Source organism: Obesumbacterium proteus, from assembly GCF_001586165.1.
GTDB lineage: Bacteria > Pseudomonadota > Gammaproteobacteria > Enterobacterales > Enterobacteriaceae > Hafnia > Hafnia protea.
Genome location: NZ_CP014608.1, coordinates 4,593,042 through 4,607,555, shown reverse-complemented (window position 1 = coordinate 4,607,555; position 14,514 = coordinate 4,593,042). Strand labels below are relative to the sequence as shown.

At 49.4% G+C, this 14,514-nt stretch carries 12 protein-coding genes; 9 read left to right on the top strand and 3 right to left on the bottom strand.

Annotated features, from left to right (window positions below; genetic code table 11):
- The first annotated feature begins 237 nt into the window (after window positions 1–237).
- Entirely contained in the window at window positions 238–2,406 is a 2,169-nt protein-coding gene (gene aas, locus DSM2777_RS21555; RefSeq protein WP_061555119.1) for a bifunctional acyl-ACP--phospholipid O-acyltransferase/long-chain-fatty-acid--ACP ligase, read from the top strand.
- Complete coding sequence (gene lplT, locus DSM2777_RS21550; RefSeq protein ID WP_061555118.1) at window positions 2,403–3,611, top strand: lysophospholipid transporter LplT; 1,209 nt, start codon at window positions 2,403–2,405, stop codon at window positions 3,609–3,611. Before aas ends, lplT begins: the two co-directional genes overlap by 4 nt.
- A 45-nt stretch (window positions 3,612–3,656) precedes the next feature.
- Here the strand turns inward: lplT and DSM2777_RS21545 are convergent, their stop codons facing one another.
- Window positions 3,657–4,697, bottom strand: coding sequence for an NADP(H)-dependent aldo-keto reductase (locus DSM2777_RS21545; RefSeq protein ID WP_061555117.1), 1,041 nt, complete (start codon window positions 4,695–4,697; stop codon window positions 3,657–3,659).
- Window positions 4,698–5,013: 316 nt separating this feature from the next.
- Here DSM2777_RS21545 and phoA point away from each other — a divergent pair, with 316 nt between their 5' ends.
- A complete protein-coding gene (gene phoA, locus DSM2777_RS21540) occupies window positions 5,014–6,405 on the top strand; it encodes an alkaline phosphatase (RefSeq protein WP_156088303.1) in 1,392 nt (463 codons plus the stop codon).
- 302 nt (window positions 6,406–6,707) lie between these two features.
- Window positions 6,708–7,541 carry a hypothetical protein gene (locus tag DSM2777_RS21535; RefSeq protein WP_061555115.1) on the top strand — a complete coding sequence of 278 codons (834 nt, stop codon included), beginning with the start codon at window positions 6,708–6,710 and terminating at the stop codon, window positions 7,539–7,541.
- Window positions 7,542–7,594: 53 nt separating this feature from the next.
- On the opposite strand, the gene DSM2777_RS21530 is transcribed toward DSM2777_RS21535, so the two are convergent.
- Both DSM2777_RS21530 and mutH read right to left on the bottom strand, forming a co-directional pair.
- The gene (locus DSM2777_RS21530) at window positions 7,595–8,311 is read right to left on the bottom strand and encodes a TerC family protein (protein ID WP_040045190.1); all 717 of its coding nucleotides are present in this window, start codon (window positions 8,309–8,311) and stop codon (window positions 7,595–7,597) included.
- Window positions 8,312–8,411: 100 nt separating this feature from the next.
- A complete protein-coding gene (mutH, locus tag DSM2777_RS21525; protein WP_061555460.1) occupies window positions 8,412–9,098 on the bottom strand; it encodes a DNA mismatch repair endonuclease MutH in 687 nt (228 codons plus the stop codon).
- 711 nt (window positions 9,099–9,809) lie between these two features.
- Here mutH and rppH point away from each other — a divergent pair.
- The 5 genes from rppH (at window position 9,810) to ispF (ending at window position 14,514) form a co-directional block, all read left to right on the top strand.
- On the top strand, window positions 9,810–10,346 hold the full coding sequence (rppH, locus tag DSM2777_RS21520) for an RNA pyrophosphohydrolase (RefSeq protein WP_025801564.1): 537 nt from the start codon (window positions 9,810–9,812) through the stop codon (window positions 10,344–10,346).
- A gap of 12 nt (window positions 10,347–10,358) precedes the next feature.
- The gene (gene ptsP / locus DSM2777_RS21515) at window positions 10,359–12,605 is read left to right on the top strand and encodes a phosphoenolpyruvate--protein phosphotransferase (protein ID WP_061555459.1); all 2,247 of its coding nucleotides are present in this window, start codon (window positions 10,359–10,361) and stop codon (window positions 12,603–12,605) included.
- A gap of 176 nt (window positions 12,606–12,781) precedes the next feature.
- A complete protein-coding gene (gene ftsB / locus DSM2777_RS21510) occupies window positions 12,782–13,126 on the top strand; it encodes a cell division protein FtsB (RefSeq protein ID WP_025801562.1) in 345 nt (114 codons plus the stop codon).
- A 117-nt stretch (window positions 13,127–13,243) separates the two neighbouring features.
- Window positions 13,244–13,954, top strand: coding sequence for a 2-C-methyl-D-erythritol 4-phosphate cytidylyltransferase (ispD, locus tag DSM2777_RS21505; RefSeq protein ID WP_061555114.1), 711 nt, complete (start codon window positions 13,244–13,246; stop codon window positions 13,952–13,954).
- An 86-nt stretch (window positions 13,955–14,040) separates the two neighbouring features.
- Complete coding sequence (gene ispF / locus DSM2777_RS21500; RefSeq protein ID WP_025801560.1) at window positions 14,041–14,514, top strand: 2-C-methyl-D-erythritol 2,4-cyclodiphosphate synthase; 474 nt, start codon at window positions 14,041–14,043, stop codon at window positions 14,512–14,514.

Here is a 14,514-nt window from a genome sequence, read left to right as displayed (position 1 = left end):
ATTGATTGGTGGGTTTTTCAGTGCATTTGCTACTGAGCCAATAAATTACACCGACCTACGCAGATGCGTAGGTTTTTTTTTGCCTCAACCCTGCCGTAACTTCTTATCGTGCGTTACATACTCTTAAAATATGATTATTTCTTATCTGTTTCCTGAAAAAATATCAGGGCTTTAGTATGCTCAACGAAAATATACGTGATACTTATTGCGTATAACCTTTGAACATAGGGAGATGTCATGATTTTCCGTTTTTTCCGCGCTTTGTTCCGCTTAATATTCCGCATAAAAATTACCGGTCTTGAGCACTCTTTCAAGCATGAGAGATTGCTCATAACGCCTAACCATGTCTCATTTTTAGACGGCGTGTTAATGGCGCTTTATTTGCCCATTAGGCCGGTTTTTGCCGTTTATAGCTCGATTGCCGATAGCCGCTATATGCGTTTTATCAGCAAGTATGTGGATATTGTGGCGCTCGATCCCACTAAGCCGATGGCGATTAAACATCTGATCCGTCTGGTTGAGCAGGGACGTCCGGTGGTGATTTTCCCTGAAGGGCGTATCACCGTGACCGGCTCGATGATGAAGATTTATGATGGTGCCGCGTTTGTGGCGGCGCGTTCAGGTGCGGCAATAATTCCCGTTCGAATTGAAGGCGCGGAGTTTACGCCGTTTGGTCGCCTACGTGGACTGTTCAAAATCCGCTGGTTCCCTCAGATCAGTATTCATATTTTGCCGCCAACGCATTTGGCGATGCCCGAAGCACCGCGTGCGCGTGACCGTCGTTTGTTAGCCGGTGAGCGTCTGCATGACATCATGATGAAGGCGCGGATGGATTCTCAGCCGCAGCATACTTTATATCAGGGGCTGCTGGCGGCAATGACGCGCTACGGCGCTTCCAAACCGATTATTGAAGACATCTCTTTTAAAGAAGATAGCTACCGTACTCTATTAAAAAAATCGTTAGGGGTAAGCCGTATTCTCGAGCGATTCACCACGGAAGGTGAGCACGTTGGTATGTTGCTGCCGAACGCAACGATTACCGCCGCCGCCATTATTGGGGCCACCATGCGTAACCGCGTCCCCGCATTGTTGAACTACACCGCGGGCGTTAACGGCGTGAAGAATGCCATGTTGGCTGCCAACATCAAAACCATCGTGACGTCGCGCCAGTTCTTAGAAAAAGGCAAGCTGACGCATTTGCCCGAGCAGGTGACCGAGGCTAACTGGGTCTATCTGGAAGATCTAAAAGATACCGTAACGCGCGATGATAAAATTTGGATTATCAAACATCTGCTGCGACCTGAACGCGCGATGCTTCCCCAAAAGCCGGATGATGCCGCGCTGATCCTGTTTACCTCAGGCTCTGAAGGTTATCCGAAAGGCGTGGTGCATTCTCACGCTAGCCTGATGGCGAACGTTGAGCAAATTCGTACCGTGGCTGACTTCACGCCCGCGGACCGTTTTATGTCGGCCTTACCGCTGTTCCATGCCTTTGGTTTGACCGTTGGCTTGTTCACGCCGTTGATGACCGGCAGCCGTGTTTTCCTCTATCCAAGTCCTCTGCATTATCGCGTAGTGCCGGAACTGGTCTACGATCGTAACTGTACCGTGCTGTTTGGCACTTCGACGTTCTTGGGGAACTACGCACGTTTTGCTCATCCTTATGATTTTGCTCGCTTGCGTTACGTGGTGGCTGGCGCTGAAAAGCTATCGCCACATACGGCGCAGGTTTGGCAGGACAAATTTGGCATTCGTATTTTGGAAGGCTATGGCGTGACCGAATGTGCGCCGGTGGTGGCGATTAACGTACCGATGTCGACGAAGGTCGGTAGCGTTGGACGAATTTTGCCATCGATGGAAGCCCGCTTAATGAAGATTACTGGCATAGAGCAAGGCGGGCGTTTACAGCTACGCGGGCCAAATATCATGAAAGGCTATCTGCGGGTTGAGAATCCTGGCGTGCTGGAAGTTCCGCAGGCGGAAAATGCTGACGGCGTGATGGAAGCGGGCTGGTATGACACCGGTGATGTGGTCACGTTAGACGATAGAGGCTATTGCGTTATCCGCGGGCGCGTTAAGCGTTTTGCGAAGTTAGCGGGCGAAATGGTATCGCTGGAAAGCGTGGAGCAGCTGGCCTTAAAAGTGTCTCCCGATCATGAACATGCAGCGTCGTCGCGTAGTGACAGCAGCAAAGGCGAAGCGTTGGTGTTGTTTACGACCGATGCTGAATTAAGCCGTGATCGCTTGTTAAAACAGGCGCGTGAAAGCGGTGTGCCAGAGCTTGCCGTGCCACGCGATATTCGTTTCCTTAAACCATTGCCGGTATTAGGGAGCGGAAAAATTGATTTTGTTACCCTACGCGAAATGGCCGAAAACAAAGAGACAGTCACCGGAGAAACAGCATGAGTGATGCAGTAAGTCCGATAGCGCCGCTGTTAAACCGCAGCATGAAGGCGGTGATTCTGGCGCAGTTTTTCTCTGCGTTTGGTGATAATGCGCTGTTGTTTGCCACGCTTGCGGTAATCAAACAACAGCTTTATCCCGATTGGAGTCAGCCTGTTTTACAGATGGCGTTTGTGGCGACTTATATCATTCTTGCCCCGTTCGTGGGGCAGTTTGCCGACAGCTTCTCCAAAGGCCGAGTCATGATGGTCGCCAATGCGCTGAAGCTGTTGGGCGCGCTGGTTATCTGTTTTGGCTTTAATCCGTTCTTGGGATATACCCTCGTGGGCATTGGCGCAGCGGCCTACTCTCCGGCTAAATACGGTATTCTCGGCGAGATCACCAGCGGCGATCAGTTGGTGAAAGCCAACGGATTGATGGAGGCCTCCACGATCGCGGCGATCCTTATTGGGTCGGTGGCGGGCGGCATGATGGCGGATCTCAACGTGATCGCTGCATTGGCGCTGTGCGTATTGGTTTATGGCGCAGCGGTGGCGGCTAACTGGTTCATACCGAAGCTCAATGCGGCGCATCCTGCGCAGTCATGGAACCCTGCCCGTATGGTGTCGATCTTCGGCAATGCGTGTCGAGTGCTGTGGAATAATCAGGAAGCACGTTTCTCGCTGATTGGTACCAGCTTATTCTGGGGAGCAGGCGTTACGCTGCGTTTTCTGCTCGTGCTGTGGGTGCCGGTAGTGCTGAATATCACGGATAACACCACGCCAACTTTGCTGAACGCGATGGTGGCGGTCGGGATTGTGATTGGTGCGGCGGCGGCGGCGAAACTTGTGACGCTCACTACGGTGAAACGCTGTCTGCCAGCGGGCGTTTTGATTGGCGTTGTGGTGGCGTGGTTTGCAATGCAAAGCAGCCCATCGGTTTCCTATGCGCTGTTAGTGCTGGTGGGTATTTGCGGCGGCTTCTTTGTGGTGCCGCTAAATGCGTTGCTGCAAGAACGTGGAAGGCACAGCGTGGGCGCGGGTAATGCCATCGCGGTACAGAATCTGGGCGAAAACACCGCCATGCTGCTGATGCTGGGATTGTATTCGCTGGTGGTGAAAATCGGTGTCCCTGTGGTGGGTATCGGCGTGGGTTTCGGCGTAGTCTTTGCCTTGGCAATCGCGGGCGTCTGGGGATGGGACGTGGTGCGTAGAAAACGCAAAATTTAAATGATGTTAAGTGCCCTCCCTCTAAAGGGAGGGCCACTTTAGCGCTTACGGCGCCGGATAAGTAAACCGGCTATGAATTTCATCAATAGCCTTCAACACATCTTCGTTTAGCACCAAATTTCTGCTTTCAATATTACTCTTCAACTGTTCCAGCGTGGTTGCGCCCAGCAAAGTGCTGGATACAAATGGCTGCTGACGTACAAACGCCAATGCCATCTGCGCAGGATCTAAGTCATGTTTTTTCGCCAGTGCGACGTATTCAGCAACGGCACCTTCGGTTTGCTTGCTGGTGTAGCGAGTGAAACGGCTAAACAGCGTATTACGCGCCGTGGCGGGTTTCGCTCCGTTAAGGTATTTGCCGCTTAAGGTGCCGAAGCCTAAGCAAGAATAGGCCAGCAGCTCAACGCCTTCATATTGACTGATTTCAGCTAATCCCACTTCGAAGCTGCGGTTGAGCAAACTGTAGGGATTTTGGATGGAAACGATACGCGGCAGATCGTGTTTTTCCGCCAGCTGTAGGTAACGCATAACGCCCCAAGGTGTTTCGTTAGAAACCCCGATGTAGCGAATTTTACCCGCACGAACTTGTTCAGAAAGTGCTTCTAGGGTTTCTAAGATCGTGACCGCCGGCTTCTGTTCGGTATAGCGGTAGCCAAGCTGACCAAAACAGTTGGTTGGTCGTTGTGGCCAATGCAGCTGGTAAAGATCGACATAGTCGGTATTGAGTCGCTTTAAGCTGGCATCCAGCGCGGCGCGAATGTTTTTACGATCGAGAGCTTGTTCAGGGCGGATACCACTGTCGTTGTTGCGCACGGGGCCGGTGATTTTCGTCGCCAGCACAATTTTCTCACGGTTGCCGCGTTTGGCTAGCCAACTGCCAATATAGGACTCGGTCAGACCCTGAGTTTCTGGGCGAGGCGGCACCGGATACATTTCTGCGGTATCAATCAGGTTAATTCCGCTGGCAATCGCCAGATCGAGTTGTGCGTGGGCATCAGCTTCGCTGTTTTGTTCCCCGAACGTCATGGTTCCTAAACCCAGTTCGCTAACTTCCAGCGAGCTGTGTGGAATGCGGTGATATTGCATAGCTGAGCATCCTTCATGTATGGAACGTGTTCTTAGAGGATGGAACGTCATCCTCATTTTATTTCTGCTACCACTTTAGCAAGATTATATGGGCCTATACCCTTCATACTTGAAGCAACTCCAATTATTTTGGATATATATCTACTCCAATATTTCAAGGTTACGCCACACTGTCATATTTCTAGAACAACTCCGTCACAAAACCTTCACTGAGCCTTCTTATACTGCCTGCATCTTGAAGCGTGACGCGTATATGCAGAGTATTTATTTACAAGGAGATAGTGAAGTGGCCTCTAATAAAATTTTTTCGTTGTCTATGTTAAGCCTAATGATGTTGATGCCACCGGTGCAGGCCGCTAATCCGGCTGTCGCTGATTTAACGGCGCGAGCAGCCCAAGGCGATATCACTCAGTTTGGCGGTGCACGACGCATGACGCAGGATCAAACGACCGCACTCATTGCTTCTTTAAGTAATAAAACGGCCAAAAATGTCATTTTGTTGATTGGTGACGGCATGGGGGATTCTGAAATTACCTCTGCGCGTAACTATGCCGAAGGCGCTGGCGGCCAATTTAAAGGGATCGATGCCTTGCCGCTGACGGGGCAATACACGCATTACTCTTTGGATAAGAAGAGCCATAAACCTGACTATGTCACAGACTCGGCGGCTTCTGCGACCGCGTGGAGCACCGGCGTGAAAACCTACAACGGTGCTCTGGGTGTAGATGTGAACGGTAAGTCTCATCGCACCTTATTAGAGATTGCGAAAGCGGCGGGAAAAGCCACGGGTAATGTCTCAACGGCAGAATTGCAGGACGCTACGCCTGCGGCACAGGCATCTCATGTAACCTCACGGAAATGCTATGGCCCAAGCAAAACGCTAGAACTGTGCCCAGGGAATGCGTTGGAAAATGGCGGTGAAGGCTCTATTACCGAGCAGCTTCTAAAAACCCGTGCCGACGTAACGCTGGGCGGTGGGGCTAAAACGTTCTCTGAAACGGCAAATTCAGGCGATTGGAAAGACAAAACATTGATGCAGCAGGCCGAAGGACTGGGTTATCAGGTAGTTACGAATCTGGATGCGCTGAACAAGCTGAGTATTGCAGACCAGAAAACGCCGGTTCTCGGGCTCTTTTCTGAAGGCAATATGCCGGTACGCTGGCAGGGGCCAAAAGCGACCTATCATGGGAATCTGGATGGTGCGCCGGTAACCTGTAGCGTTAATCCTGAACGTAGTGCTTCTACGCCGACGTTGGCGCAGATGACTGAAAAAGCGATTTCGTTGTTAGATAAGAATCCAAAAGGTTTCTTCTTGCAGGTAGAAGGTGCGTCGATCGACAAACAAGATCATGCCGCCAACCCTTGTGGGCAATTTGGTGAAACCGTTGATTTAGATGAAGCGGTACAAAAAGCATTAGAATTTGCGCGTAAAGATGGCAATACCTTGGTGATAGTAACCGCCGACCATGCCCATTCAAGCCAGATTATTGCACCTGACAGTAAAGCGCCGGGGCTGACTCAGGCGTTAACGACTAAAGATGGCGCGGTGATGGCTATTAGCTACGGCAATTCTGAGGGTGATTCGCAGGAACACACCGGAACTCAGCTTCGTGTCGCGGCCTATGGGCCACATGCGGGTAACGTGGTTGGCTTGACCGATCAAACCGATCTGTTCTTTACCATGCGTAATGCGATGGGAATTAAGTAGCTGTTTATATCCATCATAGTTCAAGCTGTATCTTTGTTGGCTGTGCTCACTCACCCGAATCACTTACTTGCCGCCTCGATGCAACTCGAATTATTTTGGGTATATCCTTATTATATAAAGATAAGTACCGGAGATTGGATGGAAGTTCATCTCTATTTAACGGTGAGGAGGTGGGCGTTTCTTGGCGCACCTCCTAAAAAATAGATAGTGTTTAGATAAAGTAACTCTGCGGTAATACCTTATTGCATGTTATGTTTTGGCTATAAGTATTTTCATAGGCAGTATGTGTCGCGCGTTATCTTATGAAAGAAAATAGTCCAGCAGATAAGCAATCCCTTATTGAAAGTGAAGTTGGAGAACATCTCCGTTTCTATCGACTTTGCGGGATAATGGCTGCAGCAAGTGTTGTATTTATTACCTTACTAACGGTATTGGTGTATCCGGAAAGCATGCATGAAAACGCCTATCGCATCGCTTGTCTGGTTTATGGCCCAGCAACACTTCTTTTACTCCTCGGCATGTTTAAATATCCAACGGTATGCAGTTGGATATTATTCGCTGCTTTTCACGCCATGCTGTTGTATTTATTTATTGATGGCACAACGTTTAACCTCGTTATATCGACATTGTTTTCGCTATTCTTTTTATTCGGTGTCGTAGCGAATACTCAGTTTTATCGTGGCATCGAGCGGCCACTGTGGTTGGCGCAGCGCAGGTGCAAGCCGGTTGGATTATTGTGTTTGATTGCCTTACTGGCGGCTTTACTGAGCAGCGGATATGCGTTTCGCTGGATTGAAAAGAAAAAAGAAGATCCACTGCAATGGATTGAATATCGTCGCGAAATGCTGAAACGCTATGTGGATACGGCTCCGCAAGCTGATAGTTCGGACAGTATGTTTAAACTGCGTCGGGTTAGGCTAGAAGGGAAAACGCTGGTGTTTGTTTTTCGTGTTATTCCGCCATCGGATGAGCCGATTGAAAGCACTTTAGCCAAACATGCTAAGGATGACTTTATTGCACATTGCAAAGAGAAAGGGATTCGCCATTACAATATGAAAATCATGTACGTATATCATGTTGACCAGCTCGAACATATCTTTGTGATGGATAAGAAAGACTGTGACCGATTAGGCTAATAAAAAAGGAGAACCAGAGTTCTCCTTTTTATTTCTGTATGACTAATCTGATGTTAGTCGCTGCTTTTTTCTTTTTTGCTACGCAGTAAATTCAGCGCTTCAACCGTCATTGAGAAGAACATCGCAAAGTAGATGTAGCCTTTGGGTACATGTATGCCGAAGCTTTCAAGAATTAGGGTAAAGCCAACCAGTATCAGGAAGGATAGCGCCAGCATTTTTACCGATGGATGGCGGGCAACAAATTCGCCGATTGGGCGAGCAGCAAACATCATCACGCCTACGGCAATCACCACGGCCGCCATCATAATAAACAGATGATCGGACAGACCGACGGCGGTAATCACCGAATCCAAGCTGAAGATAATATCCAGCAGCATGATTTGTACGATGGCACCTAAAAACGAATGGACGTTGGTAGTGATGTCTTCACCACCGCCCTCAATGGTTTCGTGGATCTCTTTTATCGCTTTATAAATCAGGAACAAACCACCTAATAGCAAAATGAGGTCGCGAGTAGAGACGGCATGACCAAATGCGCTAAAGAGTGGGTGCGTTAAGCGAACAACCCACGCAATGGAAGCTAACAAGCATAAACGCATCCCCATGGCCGCCAGCAGGCCGATGCGGCGGGCTTTGTTTTGCTGTGCTTTAGGAAGTTTGGCGACAACCAGAGATAAGAAAATAATGTTATCAATGCCAAGGACGATTTCTAGAATAGTCAGCGTGCCGAGCGCTAACCAGGCATTGGGATCCACAATCCATTCAAACATGACTCAGTACTACCTAAATAAACGATAAACGAAGATTATACGCTTTCTTGACCGTTGAGGGATCCTATGAACGTCGTGAAATGCTCAGGAGAGCTTGGCGCTATAGCAGAAAGTGGCGTGCGAGCAGGGCTGCGGTGAAGTTTTTCTTGAGGTAAAAACCGCGTGGGAGCGTGAGTATGGGTTCCCCATGTTCACCTGTGGCTTCGGTCAACGCACGGCTGTTGGCCGCTTTAGGTCTGATTTGTAACACTTCGCCGTGGCGGGCGGTAATGCGCTCCACTTTACCCAGCACGATCATATCCATCAATTCTTCCCAATCGCGTTTGAGCTGCTCGTTTTCCTCTTCGTTGGGTGTCCACAATAACGGGCTACCCACTCGACGCTGTTCCAGTGGAATTTGCCGTTCGCCTTCAACGGGGATCCACAGAACGCGCTGTAGTTTGTGACGCACATGGCTTGATTCCCACGTTACGCCGCTGTTTCCCGTTAGGGGCGCTACGCAAACGAAGGTGGTTTCTAATGGTTTTCCACGGCTGTCGATGGGGATGGTCTTGAGTTCAACGCCTCTCTCGGGAAAGTCTTGCTCAGGCTTACTACCCGCGCTGGCACCGAGATATAACTCTAACAGCATGCCAACCCAACCCTTATCCCGCTTCAAATCGCGTGGAATAGCGATGTTCGCTCTAGCCGCGAGTTCACCTAATGTATAACCGGCCAGCGACTGGGCGCGATTTAACAGTTGCTGCACATTTTCAGGCGTGGTGGTGGGGAGTTGAGGTGTTGTCATCGTTGAAATTTCACTAATTTTAATAGAACTCACGAAGTGGTTAAAAAATGAACTGCTCGCTGTGAGTAAAATTTGGTGCCGAGTTATTTGCACCGAGCCGGAAATAATACCATGATTCATAAAAGAAATTATCGAAATTTTCTTTTGTACGGCATTTTAAAAAATTTGTTGTGCAAGACTAGACACCGACAATGAACAGGATCTTACACCTATTTATCCACAGATTTTTGGGATAACCCATTTATTTACCGATCACTGGTTTGATTTACAGGCTTGACGTAGGGGGTTTTTTGGGAAATTGTCGCCTCAGTGTGCAAGTTTGGCGAATAAGCTGTGGATAAAATCGCCATTGGACGATCTTTGAACAAGCTAAGATCCAAACCGTGCATAGGTCACATTTTTGCTTATTAGTGATATGATTGGTTATACCTATTTAACTGATATATAAGATTAATGTCAGGATATGTAAAACGAGTTGTTTTGAGCTATCCAAAGGTTTACATCACTTCCCCTGAAGTTCTACACAAATATATCCACAGAAAAAGTGAATAAAAACGATGTTGTGGAGGGAACAATGTTTATAACTATGGATGAATCTGTGAGTTATCCCAATGTTATCCGTTTTTTACCCGATTTCATGCGGTGGTTTACCACCACAGGGGAGTGTGAAACAATCACCCTATCTTGCGAATTTGCTATTGAGGTAGTCCAGTGATCGATGATGATGGCTACCGCCCGAACGTGGGTATCGTAATCTGTAATCGGCAGGGGCAAGTACTTTGGGCCCGTCGCTTTGGTCAGAACTCTTGGCAGTTTCCTCAAGGGGGAATTAATCCGGGAGAAACCGCCGAACAGGCGATGTACCGCGAACTGTTTGAGGAAGTGGGGCTGGGGCGAAAGGACGTTAAAATTCTTGCATCAACCCGCAACTGGTTACGCTATAAATTACCTAAACGTTTGGTGCGTTGGGATACAAAGCCGGTTTGTATCGGCCAAAAGCAGCGTTGGTTCTTATTGCAACTGATGTGCAATGAGTCTGAAATCAACATGCAAAGAAGTAGTACGCCTGAATTTGACGGCTGGCGCTGGGTCAGTTTTTGGTATCCAGTGCGTCAGGTTGTCTCATTTAAACGCGATGTATATCGTCGGGTGATGAAAGAATTTTCGCCCGTGGTCATGCCATTACAGGAAGTGTTGCCGCCAACGACGCGCCCATCATCTCCTGCTTATCGCCGTAAAAGAGGTTAAGTGGCTTTAATCATGCTCACGCGTTTGCGGGAAATCGTTGAGAAGGTGGCTGCGGCCACCAGTTTGACTGATGCATTGGAAGTGCTGGTTGATGAGACGTGTCAGGCAATGGATACGGAAGTCTGTTCGATCTATTTGGCTGATAACGATCGTCAATGCTATTACCTGATGGCGACGCGTGGTTTGAAAAAGCCACGCGGACGTGTGGTTACGCTCGCTTTTGACGAAGGTATCGTTGGTTTAGTTGGGCGTTTAGCCGAGCCGATTAACTTGGCTGACGCACCAAGCCATCCCAGCTTTAAATATGTCCCCAAGGTAAAAGAGGAGCGCTACCGCGCTTTTCTCGGCGTGCCGATGATTTATCGCCGCCAGCTGCTCGGCGTTCTGGCCGTACAGCAGCGTGAATCCCGCCAATTTAATGAAACCGAAGAGTCATTTTTGGTGACGCTGGCGACTCAGTTGGCCGGGATCCTTTCTCAGACTCAGCTTAACGGTTTATTTGGCAAGCTACGGCAGAGCAGGATCCGTGCGATCGCCGCCTCTCCCGGAATTGCCGTGGGTGAAGGTTGGATGGATGTCAGCCAGCCTTCGCTTGAACATGTCTATCAAGCTTCAACACTCGACAGCGCCAGTGAACGTGAGCGTTTAACGCAGGCCTTGGAAGAGGCGGCGGCAGAGTTTCGTCGCTTCAGTAAACGATTTACGGCTAACTCGCAGAAAGACAGCGCGGCCATCTTCGATCTCTATTCGCATTTGATCAATGACGCGCGGCTTAAACGCGAGCTCATGAATGAGATCGATGCGGGATCCGTGGCTGAATGGGCGGTCAAACAGGTGATTGAGCGCTTCGCCGAACAGTTTGCCAGCTTGCAAGATCCTTATATGCGTGAGCGCGCCAGCGATTTGCGTGCGCTTGGGCAACGTTTGCTTTTCCATCTCGATGATAACGCGACCGGTATTAATCAATGGCCAGACCGTTTTATTCTGGTTGCTGATGAGCTTACGGCGACGCTTTTAGCTGAGGTTCCACAGGAGCGGATGCTTGGCGTAGTGGTGCGTGACGGCGCGGCAAACTCACATGCTGCCATTCTGGTACGCGCCATGGGCGTGCCAACGGTAATGGGGGCTGATATACAGCCTGCGTTATTGCATGAGCGTCAACTGATTGTTGACGGCTATCGCGGTGAGGTGTTGGTTGCGCCGGATCCGGTGTTGGTACATGAATACCAGCGCTTGGTGAGTGAAGAGATCGCGCTCAGCAAAATGGCGGAAGACGACGCCGAAAAACCCGCGCAGCTCAAAAGCGGTGAACGCGTACAGGTTATGCTTAACGCCGGTTTGAGCGCGGAGCATGAGCAACGCCAAGATAGCCGTGTTGATGGGGTGGGCTTATACCGCACTGAAATACCATTTATGCTGCAAAGCGGTTTCCCATCGGAAGAAGAGCAGGTTGCGCAATATCAAGGGATGCTGCAAATCAATCCCAATAAGCCCGTAACGCTGCGCACGCTGGATATTGGTGCGGATAAACAGCTGCCCTATATGCCGATCAGCGAAGAGAATCCAAGCCTGGGATGGCGTGGGATTAGGATCACGCTCGATCAGCCTGAGATCTTCTTGGTTCAGGTCCGCGCGATGCTGCGTGCTAACGCGGCCAGCGGCAATTTAAACATTTTGCTGCCGATGGTCACCAGTCTGAGCGAAGTGGATGAGGCGAAACGCCTGATTGAGCGAGCAGGGCGCGAAGTGGAAGAGATGATTGGCTATGCGCTGCCGAAGCCGCGTATTGGCGTCATGCTTGAAGTCCCATCGCTGATTTTCTTGCTGCCGTTTTTGGCTGAACGCGTAGATTTTATCTCCGTGGGCACCAACGATTTAACCCAATATTTGCTGGCCATTGATCGCAATAATACGCGGGTGGCATCGCTCTATGACAGTCTGCATCCGGCTATGCTGCGCGTACTCAACCAAGTGGTTAATGAGTGTGATCGTCTGAATTTACCGATTAGCGTATGTGGTGAAATGGCGGGTGATCCTATGGGTGCGCTGTTATTGATCGGTATGGGCTATCGAAACCTCAGCATGAATGGTCACAGCGTTCCGCGAATCAAATATCTGCTGCGAACGATTGAACTGGAGGATGCGCGCTTTTTAGTTCAGCGAGTGCTGGAAAATCAAATGTCGACTGAAGTTCGTCATCTCACCGCTGCTTTTATGGAAAGGCGTGGGCTGGGTGGCTTAATTCGCGGTGGCTTGTAATTATTTTGTTTTATTTTCCAACTATTGCTTATGAATAATCCTAAACTATTCACGGTGATGAGTTCTTCTTATACGGATCTGATAAAGAGAAATCTGTATAACGCAGTAATTTTCCCTTGAGTGTGGAGTCTCACTAAAAGTTGTGGGATGATTGTGCGGTTTTTCAGGGGGCGTGAATGGGTAAACTAACGCTATTATTATTGATACTGTTGGGCTGGCTGCAATATTCATTGTGGATCGGCAAGAATGGTATCCATGATTATGTGCGCGTAAAAGAAGATGTTGCGAGTCAGCAGGCTAATAATGGCAAGCTGAAGTCTCGTAACGATCAACTCTTTGCAGAAATCGACGATCTAAATGGCGGGCAAGAAGCCATTGAGGAACGCGCACGCAACGAACTTGGTATGATAAAGCCTGGCGAAACGTTTTATCGTCTGGTTCCAGAACAGGCAAAACATAATGGTGGAGCAACTCAGTCTTCTCCAACGCCTTCGTTCTCATCGTCTACGGCACGAAACTAGCCTCGAACATCGTTTTTCGTTCACTCATCATGTCCGTTAGTTTAGTTATGTCATTGGGCCTAACGTCATATCCATGATCTTCATTACAATAATCTTGATAAGAACAAACTGATAAGTATGAGTGATCCTGACGTGTCTACACTCCTCCCCATTGTTGCCGTTGTACCAGCGGCAGGCGTTGGCAGCCGAATGCGTTCGGCCTTCCCTAAGCAGTATTTGACCATTGCGGGAAAAACGATCCTTGAGCATTCGATCGCGGCGTTGCTATGTCATGCCGCGGTTGCGCGGGTGATTGTTTCTATCAGCCCCGACGATGGCTATTTTAACGATCTGCCGTTAGCAAACGATCCTCGTATTCAGGTTGTCTTTGGCGGCGCCCAGCGCGCAGATTCGGTTTTTGCCGGTTTGAAAGCGGCGACGGATGCCGAATGGGTGTTGGTACATGACGCTGCTCGTCCATGTTTACACCAAGAAGATCTCAGCCAGCTATTGGCGTTACGCCATACCTCTAGAGTTGGCGGTATTCTGGCTGCGCCAGTGCGTGACACCATGAAGCGCGCAGAAGCAGGCGATGGTTGCGCGATTGCGCATACGGTCGATCGTGAGGCGCTATGGCACGCGCTGACCCCTCAGTTTTTCCCCCGCGAATTGCTTATGATGTGTCTGGAACGTGCGCTTAATGAAGGCGCTAACGTGACAGATGAGGCATCGGCGTTGGAATATTGTGGCTATCATCCGCTGTTGGTGTCTGGCCGTTCTGATAATATCAAAGTAACAAGGCCAGAGGATTTTGCTTTGGCTGAGTTTTATTTATCCCAGCGTACTTAATCGTTCGGTACGTGGGCTTTTTGCATTTGCGATAACTCTACGATGTTTTATTTCACTACCACACTGCCTCCAAAGGAGAATGCTTGATGAGAATTGGCCACGGTTTTGATGTTCATAAATTTGGTGGCGAAGGCCCTCTGATCATTGGCGGCGTGCGTATCCCTTACGAATTTGGTTTGCTGGCGCATTCAGACGGCGACGTTGCTTTGCATGCGGCTACTGACGCGCTGCTTGGCGCCGCTGCGCTTGGCGACATTGGTAAACTTTTCCCAGATACCGATCCTGCGTTTAAAGGTGCAGATAGCCGTGAGCTTCTGCGTGAGGCGTATCGCCGTATTCGCGCGAAAGGATACCGTTTGGGCAATCTCGATATTACGATTATTGCTCAGGCTCCAAAGATGGCGCCGCATATCCCGCAGATGCGCGTGAATTTGGCAGAAGATTTAGAGTGCCATATGGATGACGTCAACGTTAAAGCGACGACCACAGAGAAATTGGGCTTTACCGGCCGCGGTGAAGGCATTGCCTGTGAAGCTGTTGCACTGTTGATTAAGGAGTAA